At 40.5% G+C, this 23,515-nt stretch carries 20 protein-coding genes; 16 read left to right on the plus strand and 4 right to left on the minus strand.

Features of this window, described 5'->3' with window-relative positions; translation table 11 throughout:
* The first annotated feature begins 14 nt into the window (after nucleotides 1–14).
* From rimM to GYM62_RS15715, 10 genes are all read left to right on the plus strand, one after another.
* Nucleotides 15–545 carry a ribosome maturation factor RimM gene (rimM, locus tag GYM62_RS15670; protein WP_219957095.1) on the plus strand — a complete coding sequence of 177 codons (531 nt, stop codon included), beginning with the start codon at nucleotides 15–17 and terminating at the stop codon, nucleotides 543–545.
* A gap of 3 nt (nucleotides 546–548) precedes the next feature.
* Entirely contained in the window at nucleotides 549–1,265 is a 717-nt protein-coding gene (gene trmD, locus GYM62_RS15675; RefSeq protein ID WP_091652340.1) for a tRNA (guanosine(37)-N1)-methyltransferase TrmD, read from the plus strand.
* 51 nt (nucleotides 1,266–1,316) lie between these two features.
* Nucleotides 1,317–1,682 (plus strand): 50S ribosomal protein L19, encoded by a 366-nt coding sequence (rplS, locus tag GYM62_RS15680; RefSeq protein ID WP_091652338.1) that lies wholly within the window; start codon nucleotides 1,317–1,319, stop codon nucleotides 1,680–1,682.
* A gap of 200 nt (nucleotides 1,683–1,882) precedes the next feature.
* Nucleotides 1,883–3,421: a glutamate--tRNA ligase gene (gene gltX / locus GYM62_RS15685; protein WP_219957096.1), complete on the plus strand. Its 1,539-nt coding sequence runs from the start codon at nucleotides 1,883–1,885 to the stop codon at nucleotides 3,419–3,421.
* 10 nt (nucleotides 3,422–3,431) lie between these two features.
* On the plus strand, nucleotides 3,432–3,635 hold the full coding sequence (locus GYM62_RS15690) for a hypothetical protein (protein WP_219957097.1): 204 nt from the start codon (nucleotides 3,432–3,434) through the stop codon (nucleotides 3,633–3,635).
* Nucleotides 3,636–3,734: 99 nt separating this feature from the next.
* The gene (locus tag GYM62_RS15695; protein ID WP_219957098.1) at nucleotides 3,735–6,506 is read left to right on the plus strand and encodes a TonB-dependent receptor; all 2,772 of its coding nucleotides are present in this window, start codon (nucleotides 3,735–3,737) and stop codon (nucleotides 6,504–6,506) included.
* A 31-nt stretch (nucleotides 6,507–6,537) separates the two neighbouring features.
* A complete protein-coding gene (locus GYM62_RS15700; protein WP_219957099.1) occupies nucleotides 6,538–7,203 on the plus strand; it encodes an outer membrane beta-barrel protein in 666 nt (221 codons plus the stop codon).
* 98 nt (nucleotides 7,204–7,301) lie between these two features.
* Complete coding sequence (locus tag GYM62_RS15705; protein WP_091652319.1) at nucleotides 7,302–7,796, plus strand: RNA polymerase sigma factor; 495 nt, start codon at nucleotides 7,302–7,304, stop codon at nucleotides 7,794–7,796.
* Entirely contained in the window at nucleotides 7,786–8,097 is a 312-nt protein-coding gene (locus GYM62_RS15710; RefSeq protein WP_219957100.1) for a hypothetical protein, read from the plus strand. The genes GYM62_RS15705 and GYM62_RS15710 overlap by 11 nt, the downstream gene beginning before the upstream one ends.
* 18 nt (nucleotides 8,098–8,115) lie before the next feature.
* Nucleotides 8,116–8,871 carry a Spy/CpxP family protein refolding chaperone gene (locus GYM62_RS15715; RefSeq protein WP_219957101.1) on the plus strand — a complete coding sequence of 252 codons (756 nt, stop codon included), beginning with the start codon at nucleotides 8,116–8,118 and terminating at the stop codon, nucleotides 8,869–8,871.
* Between the two features lie 95 nt (nucleotides 8,872–8,966).
* On the opposite strand, the gene GYM62_RS15720 is transcribed toward GYM62_RS15715, so the two are convergent.
* The 3 genes from GYM62_RS15720 to GYM62_RS15730 form a co-directional block, all read right to left on the minus strand.
* Nucleotides 8,967–10,649: a DUF885 family protein gene (locus tag GYM62_RS15720; RefSeq protein ID WP_219957102.1), complete on the minus strand. Its 1,683-nt coding sequence runs from the start codon at nucleotides 10,647–10,649 to the stop codon at nucleotides 8,967–8,969.
* Nucleotides 10,650–10,767: 118 nt separating this feature from the next.
* Nucleotides 10,768–11,184, minus strand: a complete 417-nt coding sequence (locus GYM62_RS15725; RefSeq protein WP_219957103.1) for a GxxExxY protein — start codon at nucleotides 11,182–11,184, stop codon at nucleotides 10,768–10,770.
* A 108-nt stretch (nucleotides 11,185–11,292) separates the two neighbouring features.
* Nucleotides 11,293–12,522, minus strand: coding sequence for a VOC family protein (locus GYM62_RS15730; protein ID WP_219957104.1), 1,230 nt, complete (start codon nucleotides 12,520–12,522; stop codon nucleotides 11,293–11,295).
* A gap of 204 nt (nucleotides 12,523–12,726) precedes the next feature.
* On the opposite strand from GYM62_RS15730, the gene GYM62_RS15735 reads away from it, so the two are divergent.
* Nucleotides 12,727–13,614 (plus strand): ABC transporter ATP-binding protein, encoded by an 888-nt coding sequence (locus GYM62_RS15735; protein ID WP_091652309.1) that lies wholly within the window; start codon nucleotides 12,727–12,729, stop codon nucleotides 13,612–13,614.
* Between the two features lie 9 nt (nucleotides 13,615–13,623).
* On the plus strand, nucleotides 13,624–17,268 hold the full coding sequence (locus GYM62_RS15740; RefSeq protein ID WP_219957105.1) for a M1 family aminopeptidase: 3,645 nt from the start codon (nucleotides 13,624–13,626) through the stop codon (nucleotides 17,266–17,268).
* Between the two features lie 29 nt (nucleotides 17,269–17,297).
* Here the strand turns inward: GYM62_RS15740 and GYM62_RS15745 are convergent, their stop codons facing one another.
* Entirely contained in the window at nucleotides 17,298–18,167 is an 870-nt protein-coding gene (locus GYM62_RS15745) for an AraC family transcriptional regulator (RefSeq protein WP_219957106.1), read from the minus strand.
* 299 nt (nucleotides 18,168–18,466) lie between these two features.
* Here GYM62_RS15745 and GYM62_RS15750 point away from each other — a divergent pair, with 299 nt between their 5' ends.
* From GYM62_RS15750 to GYM62_RS15765, 4 genes are all read left to right on the plus strand, one after another.
* Entirely contained in the window at nucleotides 18,467–19,357 is an 891-nt protein-coding gene (locus GYM62_RS15750; protein WP_219957107.1) for a dihydrodipicolinate synthase family protein, read from the plus strand.
* Between the two features lie 122 nt (nucleotides 19,358–19,479).
* Nucleotides 19,480–20,925, plus strand: a complete 1,446-nt coding sequence (locus tag GYM62_RS15755; protein WP_219957108.1) for an aldehyde dehydrogenase (NADP(+)) — start codon at nucleotides 19,480–19,482, stop codon at nucleotides 20,923–20,925.
* A 144-nt stretch (nucleotides 20,926–21,069) separates the two neighbouring features.
* On the plus strand, nucleotides 21,070–22,071 hold the full coding sequence (locus tag GYM62_RS15760; protein WP_219957109.1) for a 4-hydroxyproline epimerase: 1,002 nt from the start codon (nucleotides 21,070–21,072) through the stop codon (nucleotides 22,069–22,071).
* Nucleotides 22,072–22,146: 75 nt separating this feature from the next.
* On the plus strand, nucleotides 22,147–23,394 hold the full coding sequence (locus tag GYM62_RS15765) for an FAD-binding oxidoreductase (protein WP_219957110.1): 1,248 nt from the start codon (nucleotides 22,147–22,149) through the stop codon (nucleotides 23,392–23,394).
* Nucleotides 23,395–23,515 lie beyond the last annotated feature (121 nt).

Raw genomic sequence — 23,515 nt, forward strand, 5'->3', positions numbered from 1 at the left:
TAAAGAATCTCCCCATGAACAAGGAGCAATGCTTTCAATTAGGCTATGTAGCCAAGGTTCATGGACTTCGTGGTGAAATAGTTGTGGTGCTGGATGTGGATTATCCAGAGGATTATGAAGATCTGGAGCACCTTTTCCTCGAACAAAAAGGCAGATTGGTTCCATTCTTTTTGGAACACTTTGTCTTACAGCCAGGAAATAAAGCTTTGGCAAAATTTGAGGAGCTGGATCGCATAGAGCAGGTGGAGCATTTGGTAGGATCGGAAGTTTACCTTCCGCTTAGCGAACTTCCCGAACTAACAGACGATCAATATTACTACCATGAATTAATAGGGTTTGAGGTAGAGGATGAAACCAAGGGACTTCTCGGTCCGGTGGAAATCATCTACGATCTGGAAACCCAAGATCTCCTCGGAGTAAAACACCAAAACAAAGAAGTGCTCATCCCAATTCAGGATGGCATCATTCAAAAGGTGGACAAGGCAGCAAAGAAAGTTTACTGCCGATTACCCGAAGGTTTACTTGACATTTATTTGGAAGACTGAGGCATGCACATTGACATCATCAGCGTTGTTCCCGGATTATTGGAAGGGCCTTTCTCTCACTCTATTCTAAAAAGAGCTGAGGAAAAAGGACTAGCCACAATTCGAGTGCACAATTTGCGGGATTATGCCACTGGCAAGCAAAAGCAGGTAGACGATTATGCCTTTGGAGGCGGCGCGGGAATGGTCATGATGATTGAACCCATCGCCAACTGCATAGAAGCTTTGCAAAAAGAGAGAACATATGATGAAATCATCTATATGACTCCTGACGGCAAGACTTTTGATCAGCCCATGGCAAATACGCTATCGATGAAGCAAAATCTACTGATCCTTTGTGGTCACTACAAAGGTGTGGATGAGCGAATTCGAGAGCGGTTTATCACTCAGGAAATCAGTATCGGAGATTTCGTCCTTTCAGGAGGTGAACTGGCAGCAGCTGTAGTAGCGGATGCAGTGATCAGACTCCTACCGGGCGTTTTAAACGATGAGACTTCTGCTTTGACAGATTCCTTTCAGGACAATCTGTTAGCCCCACCAGTCTATACCAGGCCTGCTGAATGGCAAGGAATGGAAGTGCCGGAAGTGTTACTTTCTGGGCATGAAGCCAAAATAAATGAATGGAGATTTGAAGCGTCGGTTCGCCGAACCCGTGAGCGAAGACCTGACCTTTGGGCCAAGTCCGGATTAGGGGAAAGCGATTTGAAATCGAACAAAAAGTAATTGAATAAGCCACGCGTTGGCCAAACAGCGAAAGCATAAAATATAGAAGCTATGAGCGAACTAATGAAAATTGTAGAAGCGGAATACAGCGAGGCGAGAGCCAAATTCCCTTCTTTCAAAGCTGGTGATACCATCAACGTACACGTACGTATCAAAGAAGGTAACAAGGAAAGAATCCAGCAGTTCCAGGGAACTGTAATCCAGCGTAAAAACCCGAATACCAATGGTGAGACTTTCACAGTAAGAAAAATCTCGAACGGTATCGGTGTAGAGCGTATCTTCCCTATCCTTTCTCCTTCTATCGAGCAAATCGATCTATTGAGACAAGGTAGAGTAAGAAGAGCTAGATTGTTCTACTTGAGAGGACGTCAGGGTAAAGCTGCTCGTATCAAGGAAAAAATCCAGGTGAAGCACTAAGCTTCTCCGGAAATCATAAAAAAGGAACTCAGCAATGGGTTCCTTTTTTGGTTTAAAGCCATTTGTAGACAGGAAAAAGCCAGCCCTCCATTTCATTCAGCTCAACCCCTCTTACAATCCTCCACAAATCCTTATCTTTGCACCCTGATTTGAAAAACTTTATATCAAATAGCCTGTTTTCAGACTAGAAACACAATTCCATGAGTAGAGAAGTTCGCGTACGATTTGCCCCTTCACCCACAGGGCCCTTGCATATTGGAGGTGTAAGAACCGCCCTATACAATTACCTATTTGCCAAAAAAACGGGAGGTAAATTCCTCTTGAGAATAGAAGATACAGATCAGAATAGATTTGTTCCTGGTGCAGAGGAATACATCAAAGACTCTTTGGAATGGTTGGGGATAGCTCCAGATGAAAGTCCATGGAATCCAGGTTCGGTAGCCCCTTATCGCCAATCTGAGCGAAAGGCTGACTATATGCAGTACGCTTTGGACTTAGTGGAAAAGGGACATGCCTACTATGCTTTTGATACAGCAGAGGAATTGGAAGCTATGAGGGAAAGACTAACAGCTGCAAGAGTGGTAACCCCTCAGTATAACAGCATTACCCGAACCCAAATGAAAAACTCTCTGACGCTCTCTGAAGAAGAGGTGAAAGAGCGCTTAGCATCAGGTGAGCCTTATGTCATTCGGGTGAAAATCCCACGAAAAGAAGAGGTCAGAATGAATGACCTGATTCGAGGATGGGTAATGGTTCATTCCAGTACTTTGGATGATAAGGTTTTGATGAAGTCTGACGGGATGCCAACCTATCACCTTGCAAACATCGTGGATGATCATTTGATGGACATTACGCATGTCATCAGAGGAGAAGAATGGCTACCTTCTGCGCCACTGCACGTGCTACTTTATAAATTCTTCGGTTGGGAAGACTCCATGCCGGAATTTGCTCATCTGCCACTCCTTCTGAAACCAGATGGTAATGGAAAATTATCCAAAAGAGATGGCGATAAGTTAGGGTTCCCTGTTTTCCCACTCAATTGGGAAAATAAGGAAAGCGGAGAAACGGCTGCAGGTTTTAGAGAGCAAGGCTACCTTCCTGAAGCCCTATTAAACTTCCTGGCATTCTTGGGATGGAACCCCGGAGATGAGCGAGAGATTTTTTCCAAAGAAGAATTGATAGAAGCATTTAGCATAGAAAGAATCGGTAAGGCCGGAACAAAATTCGACATCGCTAAGGCAAAATGGTTTAATGAGCAATACATCCGTACAAAATCTAACCAAGAATTGGCTACACAGGTAATTGCCGATGCAGCCAAGGATGGCATGGAGCTTTCTCAGGAAAAGGCAGAGGCTATCGTTGCTTTGACAAAAGAGCGGGTAACGTTCGCGTCTGAAATGTGGAGTGAAAATAAATTCTTGCTAATCGCTCCTACCTCATTTGACGAGCAGGTAGCCAGTAAAAAATGGAATGAAGATGCAGTCAAAGTACTGGAGCACTATGCAGGAAGTATAGAGGCTCATTCTGGCGATTTTGACGGGGCAACCGCCAAGTCCCTATTGGAAAATTCCGCCGCTGCTGTGGAAGTTAAGTTGGGAAAAGTTATGCAAGCAGTAAGATTGGCGGTCACAGGTGCAGGTGCAGGACCGGATTTGATGGAGATATTTGCTATCTTAGGTGCTAAGGAAGTAGCAACTAGAATCAAGTTTGCGATTGAAAGCCTTCCTGTTGCAGGATAAAATTCAAGTCATGGCTAAAAAGAAAAAAACCAAAAAAGAAGACCCAAAGGTTCACGATGAACTGAAAGGTTTCAAAATGGAAATCAACTCATTCGGGGAGATTAATTCTTCCTTTCCTATCGATAAAATCAACGAGTTTTTGAATAAAAATGTGGAAGACAAAAAGTTGAAAGATCGAGACGATTTAGAAGATGTTAAAAAACCTAAGAAATAGAAAAAAGCTCCTAATTGGAGCTTTTTTTCATTTCTTTTAAAGATAATTATCAGCAAACTAATTACTTTTAAACTTTACCTAATAATTTCGACAAATCAGATGAAGGCAGGAAAACCACTCATTCTATTTTTGTTATTCATTCTAAATGCTTCCTTAACCTATTCCCAAACAGGCAGTATCAAAGGCATTGTCAAAGACGCTGACACAGGGGAGACACTACCGTTTTGCAATGTGTTTATCAATAATACCACCATCTCTACAGTCACAGATATGAATGGCGCTTATTTATTGGAAAATCTTGAAGCGGGACCCTTGGAGTTGAGCTTTTCCTTTATGGGCTATCAGGCAGAGACCAAAAAAGTCAATTTAAATCCTGGAGGTCTCCTGACTGTCAACCTAAGTATGAAAGCCCTTGAAACCGAGCTGTCAGATGTAGAAATCAAAGCGAAAAGAGATAAAAGTTGGGAAAGGGATCTAAGGAAATTTCAAAATCTCTTCTTGGGAAATGATGCCATTGCTGCGCAGGCAATCATAGAAAATCCCTGGGTGGTAGACTTCCCCGAAGTGAGCGATAAAAACACCTTCAAGGCCTCCACCCAATTACCCTTGGAAATCAATAACAACTACTTGGGCTATAAAATAACTTTTGACTTAAAAGAGTTTTTCAATACCCCAACCAATTATCGGATAGCAGGCGCAGCGAGATTTGAGGAGATGAAACCTGAATCGGAAACCCAGCGCAAAACTTGGGAACAAAACCGTGCCGACGTCTACAGAAAGTCCCCTCAGAACATGTTCCGGGCTATCATCAATGGAGAGCAGGAAAGGGAAGGCTTTTTCCTTTATGGAGATAAACCAGGAGGCTCTCCTTCTCTCAACATGCGCTCAGATATTTTTGCGAATGAATTGGGTCGCTCGGTAATCCCTTACAAAACTGATCAAATGGTGGTGCCAGCTGACAAGCCAGGGGAATATTGGATCAATCTGAAAGGCAGAATTGAGATTCATTATCAAAAAGGATATACACAAATCAACACCTACAAAGATGCCCCATATCCGGTATCCTGGCTGGAGGTCAATGGAGGAAAAGTTCGGGTTCGGGAAAATGGATCAATTCTCAATCCACAGGACCTGGTTTTCTCCGGAGATATGGATAGGAAAAGGATCGCTACTATCCTACCCTTAGATTACGACGCTGAGAAAGCTATTCAACTTCAAAATTTAGAGAGAACTGCAGCTAATTTTCAGGAGAAGGTCTACCTGCATACGGATAAACCTTATTACTATGCTGGAGATGAGGTGTTTTTCAAGGCTTACTTTAAGTATGGAAATCCTTACCTGAAAGAGGAATTGAGCAAAGTTCTGCATGTGGAATTATTGAATTCTACTAGGGACTTTGTCATTGAGAAAAAATTCAAAATTTTTGATGGAGTAGTAGTGGGAAATTTTTACCTACCAGATAGTTTATCAGAGAAAAAATATTACCTGAGAGCCTATACCAACTGGAATAAAAATTACGGCCCGGATCATTACTTCATTAAAACCCTTCCTGTTTTAGGCCCTTTTGAAAGACTTAACGCTAAAGGGGAACTGACCCTGGGCTCGGAATATATTCAGGTCAATACCCCTAAAAATAGCTATGGCCCTCGGGAAAAAGTAAACTTGACATTGACTCTTACTGATAAAAATCAAAAGCCAATTCAAGCCAATTTATCAGTATCAGTTTTAGATCAAAGTTTGGTGTCGCCTATGGAGGATCCTGCTAAAATCAAACAGACTTTAGTCTTGGATGAGATTCCAGAGAGCATCAAAATTGATCGCTTTTCCTATCCAGTAGAAAAATCCCTCACCCAAAAAGGAAAAGTCCTGGATGAAAAAGGAAAAGGAGTACAAAGTCAGGTTACTGTTTTCATCAATGATTTTGAAGGAATTGTAGATCTAGAGTCAGATCGAAATGGGGATTTTTCTTTGGAGGAAATGGAATTCTACGGTCCTATGAAAATTGCAATTCAGGCTCAGGACAAAAAAGGAAAGAACATCTCTAATATTCAGTTGGAGCCGGAACTAAATGCACCTGTCTCTTTGCCAAAAAACAGCATATTTCCTACGATTGAAAAAAGTGATACACCTATCCGGGAAATAAATCTCCGTGAAAGAGAACAGGAATTGGAACCTGTACTGGTAGAAGATAAAAAAGCCACCAAGATTGAGGCTATTTATGGAAATGCTGACTATGTGGTTAGCGGTGATAAAATCATGGCAACCGGAAATTCAGTTGATTTAGTCAATAGCTTGGCAGGGAATGTTCCGGGCATGCGGGTAACCCTAGAGGGTGCCTCTGGAAGACAACAAATACGTTTGAGAGGTGGAGCTACTTCAGTAAGCAGCTCGATGGAACCCTTGGTCATGATCAATGGTGCAATCATGGCCAGTACAGGAAGTTCAACTGCGGCAGACAACCTTAGAAGTATCAATCCCAATGATATTGATAGAATTGAGGTCGTTTCCAGAACTGTATCTATGCTTGGTGATCAAGGAAGAAATGGAGTAATAGCTGTTTATCTCAAAGAAGGAAATCAAAACATCTCATCCCCTTTGATGCCTACAGTAGGCTTGTCCCAATTTGTGATCGAAGGGTATGAACCTGTCAAGTCCTTCTTTTACATGGATTATGAGCAAGAAAAAGATTTCAGCGGGAAGGATCAAAGACAAACACTTTACTGGAATCCTTACCTAGTAACTGATGAATCCGGAAAAGTGAATATCAGTTTTTACACCAATGATCTAGCTGGCCCGATGATTGTGGAAGTGAGGGGTCTTGGACTCAATGGAGAGCCAGTTTCCGGAACTTTCATCATCAATTCCAAATAGTTATTTGGTTGGTTAATCCTTAATTTTGCACATGCGTCAATTCATCCTGCTTTCTTTTTTAATTTTTCTCAGTCATTTTGGATTCTCCCAAACAAGTGTTGGGGTTAGAGCTGGCTATGCGACTTCCTCTTATTCATACAGGCCTGCAGCAAATTTTCGGGCTATCAGCACCGAGAGTGTAGGTAAGCCCACTTTTGCCTTGGTCGTAGAGCATTTTAATTCAAAAAACGCTGGGATTGAACTTAATATCCAATGGATCACTTTGGGCTTTCAGCAGGTCAATGGAGAAGATGAACCCATTTTAGTCAATAGGACAGAGTTAGAATACTTGAAATTCCCATTACTAGCTAGTTTTTTTGCCGGGAGAAGCGGAAGATTTCAAATCAAAATGGGCCCTCATTTTGGTTATCTGATGAAAGCTAATGAAGTTCAAAGGCAAATCAGCAACCCCAATACACCTGTGATTCCTACTTACGGAGGAGCCAACGACAAGCCGAATCGATTTATGTATGGACTTACCGGTGGAGCAGGGATTTCCAAACTATTTGGCAAGAGCACCATTTCGGGAGAGGTTCGTTTTTCTTATGACTTCACCAATCCTGAGAGTCAGGACAGGATTTTCGACATGAATTCTACAAATTTGGAGTTTACACTAGCGTATTTGTTTAGAGTGCGAGATCCTAAGACTAAGAAATAGATTATTTAGGTAATTGGTTTTCAACCTTTTTAAAAATCTTAATTTTTTTCCTTTCGTTCTGTCATATATTCCTCTCTTTACCCGACTAAAGGATGTAAATGAATCGGTCACAGCTCGAACATATCTTAAAGCTTCATCATCGAGAAGCCTACATCTGGGCAAGGCAATGCTGTCAATTTGATGATGAACTCGCTAAAGACATGCTTCAGCAATCTTATCTCAAAATCCTTGAAGGAAAAGCTAAGCTAAAAGATGCTACTAAGGTTAAAACCTGGCTTTTTTCAATCATCCGATATACTTGCATAGATTCATTGAGAAAAGGAAATAGACTGCAGGCCTTAGGAGAAAAGGATGATTTTATAGAACCTGAGAAGGATACTGAAGAATTGAATTTTGAGGCAATTCTCAGCCAACTTCCGACAATGCAAAGAGAAGTCATTACTTCGGTTTTTTACCACCAAATGACTATTGCTGAAAGTGCTGAGATCCTTCAAATCAGCCTTGGAACGGCCCGAACTCATTACGAGCGCGGAAAAAAGAAACTCAAAGAATTAATCTTAAAATCCCAAATACTGGAATATCATGGAAAATGATCAACTGATAAAAGACTTTTTCTCTGAAATGAAGAAGCAAGATCAAAACCTTCCTATTCCCGAATTCCCGGAAACAAAGGTGAGCACCTTTAATTGGTGGTTCCCAATGGGAATAGCTGCATCCTTACTCGTTGGAGGATTATTATGGTATCAACAAGAACCAGCCAAAGAAGCGCCCAATGAGGTAATTATTATTTCTCTTCAAGAAAATGAAAATCAGCAGCAAACATTGATTATAGAGGAAAAGGCATACATCGATGTTTGGGAGTCAAGCACCTCCTCATTACTAACAGAATTCTAAGCTAAACCAACTTAACCTATGAAAAACCTATTAATAATCCCCCTTTTCCTGCTTTCTTCTATTGTGATGGCCCAGGATATTTTCAAAAAGAATTTATACTCTGCCGACCAAATCATGGAGGCACGGGAGAAAATCAACCTGACTGATGCCCAAGCCACTAAGATTAAAAAAATCCATGCAGAAAATGCTGGAGAATTCTCTACCCTAAAATGGGACTTGGATGAAGCCAATGCCAAATTGGAAAAGATGCTTCAATTGCCTAAAGTAGATGCCTTAGCTGTTAATAAACAATTAGACAAGGTTTTACAGCTCGAAAACCAATTGAAGAAAAAGCAGCTCAGTTCTTTGGTTGCCATCAAAAACGAATTGACAGAGGAGCAAATCAAACAGATGGGACAAACTCGAGTATTAGGATATTCCAGTATTAGCCCTTCAACTTCTGTACGCGGATCAATAGCTAGTGGACTTCGTGGTACTGGACAAACGAGATCGGGCCAACCTGCCTATAGTACCTATTCTGGATTTTCTCCAAATTCGAAAGTGAATGTGGTAGTAGCTGGGGAAGCCAGCAGTGACCAGCCCCTTTTTGTCATCAATTCGGATGCAGGAACTATGGAAAAATCCTCAATGGAGCAGCTTGATATCAATCCTAATGATATTGAAAGTATCACTGTGCTGAAAGATAAAAGTGCCACAGAAGTGTACGGAGATAAGGGCAAAAATGGAGTAATCATTATCACCCTCAAAAAGGGAGCAAAAGTTAAGATTAAATAATCAGGCAAGACATAAAGTAAAAAAGGAGGCCATTCAGCCTCCTTTGTCCTAACCCTCCAAGGGTTTAAAACCCTTGGAGGGTTCAAAACGGAAAATCAATTCAGAAACTTCCAGCTGGCTTTGTGATTTTTGTCTAGAGGTTTTCCAGTCACTTTCGCTCTTAAAATTTCCACGGGCATGGTATTTTGCTGCATGATCATGTCGTGAAAGGCTTTCTCATCCATTTTTCCGGAATCCACCATTTCTTTTCTCAAGGAATAAAACTCCAAAGCACCAATCATATAAGCAATCTGATAAAGCGGTCCGTAGCTTCCTTCAAAAGACCTTCTTACCTCTGCCTCTGCATTGGCGTATTCATGTCCTACTCGATTTACCAGTAAATCAATACATTCCTGAGGTGTCATTTTTCCTAAATGATAGTTGAGAGAAAAGATAATCCGTGCGCAACGGTGCATTCTCCAAAATAGCATACCTACCTTGTCTTTTGCATCTCTTGGAAAATCGCGATCCCAAAGCACAAACTCCCAATACAAGGCCCAACCCTCCGTCCAAAATGGTGTTCGAAATAAGCGCCTGTGAGTCATGTAGCGCTGATTCATAAATTGCTGCAGGTGGTGACCGGGAATCAATTCATGCTGAACTGTAGCTCTGGAAAAGTGAGGGTTATTCCCTCGCATTGACATCATTTTTTCCTCATGACTCATTTCGGAGGTAGGATAGGAAATCTGAATCACCTCTCCCCCCAAAAAGAAGGGACTTACTCGCTGCCTTTCTGCAGAAATCATGGATGTTCTCCAGGTTTCTTTAGCCAATTCAGGCACGGTAATCCAATCATTTTTTTCCATGATGTCAATTGCCTCATTTCCCAATCTTACTACTTCTTCCGGCCAAGCTCCTTCAGGTAAATAGGTTTCTTTGACCATCTCCAATGCTGCTTTCCAGTCATTCCCAAAACCCAATTCATTGGAGGCTTTGAGCATTTCTTTTTCACACCAGGCAAATTGCTTTTCCGCTTCAGCAATCAACTCCTCAGGAGTATAAGCTATCATTTCAAATGCCAATTGATTTAGCAGAGCTTCTCGCCCTATAGGCTTTCCGATGATCCCACTTCCATCATCCTTCACTGAATTGGTATAATGCTCTCTCAAGGCTTTGGCATAGGCTTTCATAGAAGCATCCAATCGCTTCCAAGGCTCAGGCATCCACCAAGTAAACTGCGGATCATAATCATAGTAAAAATTATAAGCCTCTCCTACCACACGGTTTAAGCTTTCCACAGCGGAAGCAGCCAAATCGGCTTTTTGCCAAGAATTGTACTTGGAGGTAGTCGGTAAAGTCTTTAATTGCGTATCAATTTGATTGGCTACCTGGTTCCAACTTGCTGCCAAAGCTTGAGAATCGGGTTGCTTGGCTCTTCTTCTATCCACTACGAATGCATGCAAAGGACTACCGAATGCAACCACGTTTTTGATCGCATCAAAATCCCTTTTTTCAAGTTGCAATTCTGCCAACTGAGTCTCGAGATAATTCCTGAAAAGCACATAGTCTATTTTACCATCCTCAGAGAATGCCTCGTAATTGTAGCTTTGCAAAGCATCCAAGTATTCTTGATTGAATGCTTGCATGCGTTCAAAATATTCATCAGAAAGTCTATTCGTATATAATCGCCCCAGTGCTCCCCTATCCGCTTGATAGGTGGTGATCATATTGGCCAATTCTGTGGCCTGCACCCAAAAACTAAAGCAAACAAATAGAAAAACTAAGAGTGTTTTTTTCATAATTGAATTGAGCTTGGTGGTTCAAAGTCTAAAATACCAAATAAACCCTAAGGTTACTATTTAAGTTAAACCACATAGCCACTTTTAAAACCGCATAGGAACGATAGAAAACATAGAATTAGAAACGATCCAATTTTTCAAAGTATTTATTGATAAAAGTCTTTTGGCCTTGCTGGAAAAGGTTAATTACATTAAAATTGATCAAAATACCCTTAGGGGCTTTCAGAAGATTCATATAATTCATTAGCTGGGCTTGGTGAATAGGCAAAATCTCATTAACTGACTTGAGTTCTAGAACCAAAACTCCTTCCACTAAAAAATCACATCTTAACAAAGTCTCTAGTTGCTGACCCCGATAAATTATTGGAACTGATAGTTCCGATTTATAATTAATAGATCGATAGTCAAACTCAGCGATAAGGCATTGATGATAAACACTTTCTAGAAGACCAGGGCCTAAAAACTTATGTACATGAATTGCCGCGCCTAAAACTTGGTAAGTCAGTTCGTCTAAAGATTTCTGGGTGTAGTTCATATCCCCATTAAATTAAAATAAAAAAAATTAGAAATGTAGTTTAAACTATAGTTTTTAGTCTATGATTTCTATGATCTCTATGCGGTAAAAATTTTTTCTTCATTGAGATCAAAACCGAAATAAATACCCGCCAAGATCTTTGAAAGTATTCTTTATGCGAGTAGAATCCACTGAAGTTTTCTCCAAGTATTCCTCCCAACCATTCGCATCCTTCAAGTCAAATTTCACCTCCACCAATTTCTCCTCAGCAAAACTATTCATCCCCCGCTTTTCGTCTACTAATCCCAAATAACTGTTCTCCGAAACCCGGTAAATTTTAGCCCAACCTTGATCTGCAGACAATCTCAAACCCAGATTTTCGGTCATAAAAATCTCCATAGGAAGCATATCCTTGTAATAAAGCCAGGTGACTGAGCCATAAAAATTCAAATTCGACCCCAATTTGGTTGACTGAGGCTCCAGGCTTTGCAATTCGGGCATTAAAATTTCATTTTCAGGATGCTGCCGAAACATTTCAAATTCCAATAAATAGCCTTCTGGATCAATCGCTACAAATCCATCATGAGCTCCTTCCGGGTTTTGTTTGAGTGAATATTTCACCGGAATATTTTCCTTCTGAACATGCTCATACCAAGCTTCTAAATTATCGGTCAATAATGCCAAAGCCACAGATTTAGCTTCTTGACCTGAATATTCAGAATCAGCCACACTTTTCAGAACCAAGCGGGAATCTCCTGCTATCTGAAAAGTAGCAGAGCTTGCATTCTCCTCCAGAAGCTTCAAGCCCAATTTTTCGGCATAAAAATCTTTTGCTTTATTCAAATCTTGAAAGAACCAGATCAACTCCTGTCCCTGAATCTGAAAATCTTCCAAGCCCCTGAATTCAGAATTTTCGGCCAACAAATTATTTATTGCTGATGAGGGATAGCCCAAAAGTCTACCGAAACGCCGACTCAAGTCCCTGATCTCTTTTTCATCTGAAGTAGATGCTAGCCGCTTTTTCAAATCCTCATAGTTTAATAAGGCCGTTCCCTTGTACAGAATTAGAACTTCTTTTCCTTCTGCTATATCCTGAGGAAACAATTTCGTTTTAACTAACTCTGATTCTCTGAAAAAACTGATTTGATATTTCTCTGCTAATCTCTCTGCTTCTGGCATAAAAAGATCCATTTCTGCCTCAGACATCAAAGGGCCTAAAGCCAAAGGCTTGACATCCGTTGCCACCATTTCGGCAAACGCCTCCACTTGACCGGATTCTTTAAGAAACTCGCGTTTCGTACAGGAAGCTGATAGAATAAGTAAAACGAAAAAGGCTAAATCACAGAGTTTAAAATTCATTTGGGTGCTTTGTTTTATTGTGCAAGATAAAGCTAGTAAGAAAAACTTTCATCCGTCTCTGCATCCATCCTTCACTTTTATGCATCTAAGGATTATAATCTGCAATACTAAATTCTTACAACATAGTAAAAATCAAATTATTAAATTGTTTTCCCGTACTAAACCAAAATTTACATTCCTTTATACTTAACCCTAACTCTTTTTATGGAACTCATCATTCAAAACCTCTCCAAAACTTACTCCAATGGAGTGAAAGCCCTCAATGATATCTCACTCACCATCCCACAGGGAATGTTTGGATTATTAGGTCCAAATGGCGCTGGAAAGTCAACCTTAATGCGTACGATAGCTACTCTTCAGGATGCTGATGAAGGAAGCATTTCTCTGGATGGGATTGATGTACTTCAGGATAAACAGTCGGTAAGGGAACGCTTGGGATATCTCCCTCAGGATTTCGGCTTATACCCTAGAATCAATGCTGAGACTATGCTGGATCATATTGCGCAAATGAAGGGAATTGGAAATAAATCTGAGCGAAAGGAGCTGGTAGCTTCACTATTGAATAGGGTAAACTTGTATAAGGATAGAAAGAAAGGTTTGGGAACTTACTCTGGAGGTATGAGACAGCGATTTGGAATTGCTCAAGCACTTGTTGGAAACCCGAGTCTGATCATAGTTGATGAACCTACAGCAGGATTAGATCCATCTGAAAGAAACCGCTTTTACAATTTACTTTCCGAAATCGGAGAAAATACTATCGTGATTCTTTCTACACACATCGTCGAAGATGTAAATACCCTTTGTTCAAATATGGCCATCATTTGCATGGGAGAATTACTGATGCAGGGAAAACCTAAAGACGGCTTAGCTATGGTACAAGGGAAAATTTATAAAAAATCCATTGATAAAAGTGAATTAGATCAATATCGCCAGGATTACCATGTGATCTCTACCAAGCTTATTGAAGGCAAATTAAGCTTGCGTGTGGAAAGTGAAGCAGCTCCCGGGAATGGTTTTGAACCAAGTCAGGCAGATTTAGAAGATGTATACTTCAGCTTTATTTCGAAAAAAGTAGATCCTATCACTATTTAATCTTGCGCTATGTTTAAGGATATCTTTCTTTTCGAATTAAAGTACAGATTTACGAGACCGGCAACCTGGATTTATTTTCTTTTATTATTTGTAGTTGCCTTGATTCTAATTGGTACGGGGAACACTCCGGCTTCAGAAAAGGTATTTCATAATGCCCCAATTGTAATCGCCAACCTCCTATTATTGATCTCAATTTTTGGGATTTTAATTGCGTCAGCGGTAATGGGAGTACCCCTTTACAGGGATTTGGAGCATAAAACAGCTACCTTTATGTTCAGTTACCCCATATCCAAATTTGGCTATTTCATGGGAAGATTTTGGGGTTCATTTGTGACCTTATTATTCATTTCCTCTGGAGCCTTGTTGGGGGTTTATTTGGGCAGCCTTTTGGGTCCAGCATTCGGAACTGATGTAGAGCGATATGGCCCTAATTCCTTGGTTAATTATTTACAGCCTTGGTTTACCTTATTGGTTCCAAACCTTTGGTTGGCCGGATCCTTATTCTTCTCATTGATTATTTTCACTAGGAATATCCGCTCCATTTATACCGGAGGAATAGTGATTTTTATTGCTTACCTATTAGCAAATTTTCTGGCTCAGGATATTGAGAACAAAAATATTGTCCAACTGATCGACCCTTTTGGCCTCAACTCCTTTGCATATGAAACTCGCTACTTAACTCCTTTTGAGCAAAACAGCTATTTTCTTCCTCTTGAAGGAAACCTACTGTTGAACAGGTTGCTTTGGATGGCGGTAGGCTTGGTGTTTTTCGTAGCCTCCTATTTTAGGTTTAGCTTCAATTATTTTTTCCAAACCTCGCAGAAGAAAAGCAAGGAGAAAGAAGTAAAGGAAAAAGGATTTATTCAGGGAAAAATCGAGTCAGTCTCAGACTTTTCCAAGGCCTATCAATGGAGCAGTTTAAAAACCCTGACCAAAATCGAAATCCAAAATATTTCCAAAGATGTTTATTTCAAATCCATCTTATTGGGTGGATTGATATTTCTGATACTGGATTTTTGGATTGGGATTACTCTTTACTCTGTGCCAAACCTTCCATCCACCAGCTTTTTGATGGAGTATAAAACTTTCGATTACAACCTCTTTGTGTTCATCATAATCGTGTTTTTCACCGGAGAAAGTTTACACAGAGATAAAGCCACAGGCTACTCTGTAATCAATGATACTTTCCCTGTTAAGGACACGGTAGTCATTGCCTCCAAGTTTTTGGGAATGGCATTCATCTGTCTGATTTTAACTACCATCCCAATTTTTGTGGGCATCATTGTCCAGACTCTTAAAGGGTATTTCAAATACGATTTAGGAGTCTATCTCACCGACTCTTACTTGATTGGGTTGCCGGATTATTTGCAAATGGTCATGTTGGTGTTTGCCGTTCATTTGGTTGTCAACAATAAGTTTGCAGGGCATGCAGCCGCTATTGGAATTTGGCTGGTTATGTTAATCCTTAGAGGATTTGCAGATTACAATTTCAATCTGTTTTTCTATAGCTATAAACCAGGTTATACCTGGAGCGACATGAATGGCTTGGGGCATTTTGGAGAACCTCTTTTCTGGTTCAATATTTACTGGACTGCCTGGGGAATATTCTTGGTTTTATTCTTCAGTATTTTCTTCTCAAGAGGTACTGAAAATTCTTTCAAAAGCAGATGGAAAACAGCCAAATCCAGACTTTCTAGCCTGGCACCAAGAGTCTCTTTCGCATTTCTCCTGTTGGCAATTTTATCAGGAGCCTATATCTATCAAACTGTCGTTTATGAAAATGGCTATCTGACTCCTGAAGAGGGAACAAGAAGACAAGTAGCTTATGAAAAGCAGCTTAAGAAATATGAAGGCATCCCTCAACCCAAATACACGAAAGTAACTATTCAAGCAGATCTTTATCCTTTAGAACGCGATGCATATTTTTCAGCAGAGGTGGAACTTGTCAATAAAACTGAAGCTCCAATAGACTCCATTCATTTTAACTCTACCTCTTTGGATGACTTTAAGGTTGTTTTGAATGGAGACACCTTGACACATCGCTTCCCACTTGACTACAAATCTAGATTGTTTCAAGTTTTTGGCAGGAAACCCGAAAGAGAATGGTATAAAATCACTGCTTTGCCGGAGACTATGATGCCAGGTGATACTTTGAGTTTTACAATTATCAGTAAGGCAACCAATCAGGGATTCCCTAATTCTGGCTATGGACGTGAACTGGTTTATAACGGAACTTTCTTCTCAGGGGGTATTCCAGAAATTGGCTATAATTCACAAGCGGAAATTTCCTCTGATGAAGACAGAAGAAAATACGAGCTTCCGGAAAAACCGGAGGATCTGCCACCTCACGATGATCCTCAGGGTAAAAGAACCCTTTTGTTTGCGGACGATGCAGATTTCATTCAATTCGAAGCTGTAGTAAGTACCATCCCATCACAGATTGCTGTAGCTCCGGGTTATTTGCAAAAGGAGTGGGAAGAAAACGGACGAAGATATTTCCATTATATTCAGGATACTCCCATTCAGGCCTTCTTCACCTTTGTTTCGGCAGAATATGAGGTATTGAAAGACGTAGCTGAATTACCGGATGGTCAGAAAGTGGATATTGAAATCTTTTACGATAAAAAGCATGCCTACAATCTCGACCGCTTCCTTCAGGCTTACAAAGATGGGTTAACCTATTTTTCGGAGACTTATGGAAATTTCCAGTTTAGGCAAATGAGATTATTGGAATTTCCTCGCTACGCAAGATTTGCTCAGTCCTTCCCGAATACCGTTCCCTTTTCCGAAAGTTTTGGATGGGTTGCCGACTTCAAAAATCCCGATGACTTCGATTACGTGTATTACGTGACTGCGCATGAGTTGGCTCATCAGTGGTGGGGCCATCAAATTACCCCCAACTATACCCGAGGTTCCAATTTGACTTCGGAGGCCTTGGCAGAGTTTTCTGCACTCATTCTCACAGAAAGAAGATATGGGAAAGACAATATGAAGCGATTCCTCAAAGACGAACTAGATGACTATTTGAGAGGTCGATCAAATGAAAGTAAAAAAGAGAACGTTTTCATCAACTGTAACAGACCTTACCAATGGTACAACAAAGGTAGCTTGATTCTTTATGGCTTACGGGATCTAATAGGTGCGGAAGCAATGGATTCAGCTTTGTACAACTTCAATAAGGAATTTGGTTTGAGGCAAAGCCCTCCTTTCCCGGGAAGTTCGGATTTATACAGACATCTTAAAGCAGTTACTCCTGATAGCATTCAATACTATCTAGACGATACCTGGAATAAGATCACCTTGTATGATAATAGAGCAGAATCTGTGAGCACCAAAAAGTTGGGAGATAACGAATACGAAATCACCCTAAACATTCGCTCTCAAAAGCTCTATGCAGACGAAACAGGAAGAGAGTCCAATGCTGAATATAAAGCTGATTACATTGATATAGGTGTATTTGCAGCGGAGGATAAGGATGAAAATGGAAGAACTCGAGTTAATCCACTCTATATTCAAAAGCATAAAATCAAACCTGGAGCATCCACAATCACTATAAAGGTAAAAGGAGGAGTACCTGTGAAAGCAGGAATTGACCCTTACAATAAGCTGATTGATCGAGTTCCTGATGATAATACAACTTCTATTTCAATCTGATTTAAAAGCCCTGAAAATTTCAGGGCTTTTTAGTTTCTTTTTCGTCTAAAATAAGAAGGTGTCTCCCCTTGGATTTTTCTAAAAGCCCTATTGAAATAGGATAGATTTTCAAACCCTACCTGAAAGGCAATTTCAGCAATTCCCAGCTCCGTTTCTTCCAAAAGCTTCAATGCTTCATTTACCCTCAATTGATTGAGGTATTGGGTAAATGTTTTTCTCGTTCTCAATTTGAAAAATCTACAAAAAGCTTCCTTACTCATCGATGCCACACTTGCTGCTTCCTCTAGCCTTATAGTCCGGTTTTTGTTTTCCAGCAAAAAACGCAAAATAATATCCATCCTACTGCCATCTTTCTCCGACAAACCCCAGTTCAATTCAGCATGATTCAAGGCGTTTAAATCATCTTTAGCTTTCTCTAAAACAGCTAACATTTCCATTCCTTTCTGAAATCGGAACAGTCCATTACAGCTTTCAAATTCCGCTATCAATTCCGTTAACCTATCTCTACAAGCCCCTGAAACCTGAAAACAGGCTCCCTTAGTTTGGCTTAAGCTTCGCAGTCCCTGCAAGTCTTCTACCTCCAAAATAGAATCCCCTAAAGCCTGAAAATCAAAAAACAGAGTATTCCCGGCAGCTTTTAAATTAGAATCCGCTTCAAAATATTCTGGATCACTCCTAAATACATGTGGCACATTTTCTCCCAAAAAAAAGATATCTCCCGGCTCAAACCTTCCCACGTAATCCCCACTTAAAAACTGCCCTTTCCCCTCTAGAATTAAGGTGAGTTGTAGTTGGGGGTGCTGATGCAACTTGTCATAAAAGTGATTTCCACGGTCTTTTTGAAACCGGATAAACTCCTTTTGGGATTTAGGTATCTGAAAGGAAATTACTTTTGACATTGAAATATTAATATCTGATTATCCGCAATCATGCCAGTTGCCTTATTTTCCTTGCTTGACAGGTTGGAAGACCGAAGACCGAAGCTTCCGGATTCTGATCTTTTCAGCAGACAAGAAGCCGAATTTTTGTCAATAATGGTAAGAAAGCGGATATCCATAAATTAATATCAAATTATTCAATTGTGAATTAATAATCATAAATATAATCAATATAGTATCAGTATAGATTAATCCTGTAAAAGTCTTTCCACTTGCTCTTAGCTACCTTTGATCCAATAAAGATCAAATAATTAAAGCTTATGAATTGGAAAGGCGTTTTCCCCGCAGTCACTACCAAGTTTCACAAAGATGGATCCTTGGATATGGATTTATTCTTTAAAAATCTGGATTTCCAATTGGAGTCCGGGGTGCATGGAATTATTCTGGGAGGAACTTTGGGAGAAAGTTCTGTTTTGTCTCAGGAAGAAAAAATACAACTGACAAAAGAAACTGTTCAATACATTGGAGGAAAAGTTCCTGTAATCCTGAATATTGCAGAAGGGGCTACAAGAGATGCCATAGATTGGGCAAAAGAAGCAGAAAAGCTAGGAGCGTCTGGTCTGATGATCCTGCCTCCTATGCGTTATGCCGCAGATGCCAGAGAGGTTGTTGCCTATTTCAAGGCAGTTGCTAATTCTACCCAGTTACCTATGATGATTTATAACAACCCGGTAGATTACAAGACTTTGGTAACGCTGGACATGTTTGAAGAATTGGCGGAATGCCAAAATATCCAGGCAATTAAAGAATCTACAAGAGATATCTCAAATGTCACCCGTATGCATAATCGCTTTGGGGACCGATTCAAAATTCTATGTGGGGTAGATACCTTGGCAATGGAAGAATTGCTAATGGGTGCAGTTGGCTGGGTTGCAGGTTTGGTTTGCGCTTTTCCAAAGGAAACGGTGGCTGTTTATAACTTGATTCAAGAGGGTAAAATCGATGAAGCCAGAAAAATTTATCAATGGTTTTTACCTTTATTGGAACTGGACATTCATCCGAAACTAGTTCAGTATATTAAGCTAGCTGAACAGCATTGTGGTATCGGCTCTGAGCATGTCCGTGCTCCTAGACTAACTATAATTGGAGAAGAAAGAGAAAGGATAGAAAAAATCATTTTGGACGGAATACAAAACCGTCCGAAAATATAGAAAGGAAATAAATTAGGGATCCCTCAAAATACTCCTTGCAAGCAGGGTAAATTATTTTGCGAATTGAAGCATATTTCAGGGTATTCCCATGGTATTTCTAGCATAATTCATACTTTAAGCCCATGAACTTAGACCAGATTTTCAACTCCGCACAAGAGGCCTTTTTGTTTTATAAGAATATATCAGGAAAAGAAAAGGCAGCTTTTTTAGATTCTATAGCAGAAACACTCGAGGCTAACAGGGAAGAAATTGTACCCTTAGCCGTAGAGGAATCCAACTTACCTGAGGGTAGAATTAATGGTGAATTAGGAAGAACAGTTGGCCAAATTCGTCTATTCGCGGGTTTGGTAAGGGAAGGTTCCTGGCTAGAAGCGACCGTGGATCCTGCAGATCCAAACAGGCAACCACTTCCTAAAGCTGATATCAGGAGAATGCTCAGCCCTTTAGGGCCGGTGGTAGTGTTCGGGGCAAGTAACTTTCCCTTAGCCTTCTCCACAGCGGGAGGGGATACTATATCTGCTCTGGCAGCCGGATGCCCTGTTATTTACAAGGCGCATCCTGCACATCCAGAAACTTCCAAAAAAGTAGCAGATTGTATTCACCAAGCAATTCTGAAATCAAGCCTTCCTTCCGGGATTTTCAGCCATGTGGAAGGAGGAATAGACATTGGTCAGGAATTGGTCAAACATCCTTTGGCAAAGGCTGTAGGTTTTACAGGTTCACATAAGGGAGGAAAGGCCTTGTTTGATCTAGCTAATCAAAGAGAGGAACCTATCCCTGTTTATGCGGAAATGGGCTCAGTGAATCCTATTTTTTGTTTCAAAGAGAAGTTGGCAAATCAGCTGGAACCTTTGGCAAAAGCTTTTGTAGGCTCCCTAACTTTGGGAGTTGGGCAGTTTTGCACTAATCCCGGATTAATATTCGTCCCAAAAGCTCAAGCAAAAGCTTTTGAAAAGGCAATATCTGATGAATTAAATGATATCGCTTCAGCTCCTATGCTTCATCCTGGAATCGCTCAAGCCTACTACGACTCTATACAATACTTACAATCCAGAGAGGAATTGAGATGGGTTAAAGTAGCCGATCCTCAACATTTGATCAACGGGAGTACTGCCTTAGCCGAGATCAAAGCTTCGGATTGGCTCAAAGATACTGTTTTCCAAAAAGAGGTTTTTGGTGCATTCGCCATGATGGTGGTATATGAAAATCAGGATGAATTACTCGAAATTGCAAAACACCTCCATGGTCAATTAACCATTACTATTTGGGCTGAAAATCATGAATTACAAGATCAGCTATTCTTGTTGAATTTGCTGGAAGAAAAGTGCGGAAGATTGTTGTTTAAAGGAGTTCCAACGGGAGTTGAAGTGGGTTTTGCCATGCAGCATGGTGGCCCATACCCATCCACTACAGACGCTAGAGGCACCTCAGTTGGAGCTTATGCCATCAAACGATTTGCAAGACCAATTGCTTTCCAGGACATGCCACAGGAATTGCTTCCAGATGCATTGAAAGATGGAAATCCACTGGGAATCTGGAGAATGGTGAATGGTGAGTATAAAAAATAAGATACAATAGAAATACAGTGGAAATATGCCCAGCAAGCAGGGTGAAATACTTTTCAATTAGTATTTCTGAAATCTTGGTATGATATATTTCACCCGACGAAGGAGGGAATATTTCAATATAATTTAAACCTTTCATTTCATTTAATGTCTCGTCACACATTCAGCTGTATCGATGCCCATACTTGTGGCAATCCTGTCCGGGTAGTTTCAGGTGGAGTCCCTTTCCTTCACGGAAACTCCATGTTGGAAAAAAGACAATATTTTCTGGAAAATTACGACTGGATTCGCACGGGATTGATGTTCGAACCAAGGGGTCATGATATGATGTCAGGCTCTATGCTTTTCCCTCCGCATAATCCCGAAAATGATTTGGCAGTGCTCTTTATCGAAACTTCCGGATGCCTCCCCATGTGCGGGCACGGTACGATAGGAACGATCACCATTGCTATAGAAGAGGGTTTGGTATATCCCAAAACTCCAGGATTCTTGAGAATGGAAGCTCCTGCCGGTTTGGTCTTGGTCGAATATCAGCAGGAAGGCAAGAAAGTGAAGTCAGTTAAACTTACCAATGTCAAAAGTTATCTGGCAGCGGAAGATTTGGAAGTTGAAATTGAAGAACTGGGCAAATTGAAAGTGGATGTGGCCTATGGCGGGAATTTTTACTGTATTGTTGACCCACAGGAAAATTTTCAGGGCTTGGAGCATTACAAGGCTGAACAGTTGATCTCAATGGCCAGAAATCTCCGAAAAAAAATGAATGAGCGCTATGAGTTTATACATCCCGAACACGAACAAATCCGGGGGCTTTCTCATGTTCTTTGGACCGGAAAAACCCTAGCAGAAAGCAGCACCGCAAGAAATGCGGTATTCTATGGAGATAAAGCTATTGACCGCTCTCCATGTGGGACTGGCACTTCAGCCAGAATGGCCCAGTGGTATGCGAAAGGTTGGTTGAAACCCGGAGAGAAATTTATTCATGAAAGCTTTATTGGATCCAAGTTTATTGGCAGAATTGAAGAGGTTACCAGTATTGCTGGAAAACCAGCCATAGTACCCAGTATTGAAGGCTGGGCAAAAGTTTATGGATACAACACCATCATATTGGATGATGATGATCCTTATGTACATGGATTCCAAGTCATTTAAGAGTCAAGATGCGAGAGCCAAGAAATTAGACTTTATGGAATCTTGTTTCTTGTATCTAGCTTCTAGCTTCTAATTATGAAACCAACCATCATCATCGGCGGAGGAATTGTAGGACTCTTTTCCGCTTATTTTCTACAAAAAGAGGGAATTGAGGTAACGATTATTGATCGCACCGACCTTCAAGATAATTGCTCTACGGGCAATGCGGGAATGATCGTACCGAGCCATATCATCCCATTGGCAGCGCCGGGTATGATTACAAAGGGGATTTCCTGGATGTTTTCCTCCAAGAGTCCATTTTATATCCATCCCAGATTAGACTACAAACTCCTACAATGGTGTTTGTTATTTTTCAAATCTGCCAATCAAAAACAGGTAGAAAAAGCTATCCCTTTTCTGAAAAATCTAAGCTTACTCAGTAAGGCACTTTATCTGAATTTTAAAGATGAACACCCTGAGGCGCATTTGGCATTACAGGAAAAAGGCTTGATGATGGTTTATCAAACCGAAGCCGTTGAAAAGGAAGAGGTTGAATTTGCACATCTGGCAAGAAAATATGGCTTAGAAGCTGAGGTATTGATACCATCAGACATTAGGAATGTAGAGCCAAACTTAGAAGTAAAGGCCAAGGGAGCTGTTCTTTTTCCCGGAGATGCACATTTAGATCCGGGAGCTTTGTATAGCTTTTTGAAAACCTACTTAGAAGAAAAAGGAGTAAAGATATTGGCCTCCACCCAGGTTTTAGGTTTTGATAAATCAGGAGGAAAAGTGTCAAGTATTCTTACTGATAAGGGGTCCATCCCCGCCGAGAAAGTCCTCTTATGCGGAGGATCTTGGTCTGGTGAGTTGGCAAAAATGCTGAACTTTTCGCTCCCTATGATGGGTGGAAAAGGATATTCTTTTCTTCAAGATAACAAACCCGAAATCAAACAGGCAAGTATCCTCACTGAGATGAAGGTAGCGGTCAGCCCATATGGAGAGCAGATTAGATTTGGGGGCACCATGGAGATCGCAGGTACAAACCAGTCTATCAATATGAATAGAGTCAAAGGTATTTTTGAATCTATTAATCGCTATTATCCAGATTTTCAAGCTAAGTTTCCAAAAGCAGAAAATATTTGGAAAGGATTGAGACCTTGCTCGCCAGATGGATTGCCTTACATTGGTTTTGCCCCTGGTTATTCGAATGTATTGGTGGGAAGTGGACATTCAATGATGGGAATATCATTGGCACCTGCTACAGGAAAACTCTTAGCCGAACTGCATCAACAAAAAGATAATTCAATAGAGATTGGCGGTTTTGAAGTGGGAAGGTTTAATTAAATGAACAGGTGACCAAAATTCTTGTTCAAACAAACAATTACTCTATTTCTATTAAAAATTTACAAACGGTTTATTCTTTTTAATCTGATTTAATTTATTTCATGTTGAACTTAATCAACCC

The organism is Algoriphagus sp. NBT04N3 (assembly GCF_019443765.1).
Lineage (GTDB): Bacteria > Bacteroidota > Bacteroidia > Cytophagales > Cyclobacteriaceae > Algoriphagus > Algoriphagus ornithinivorans.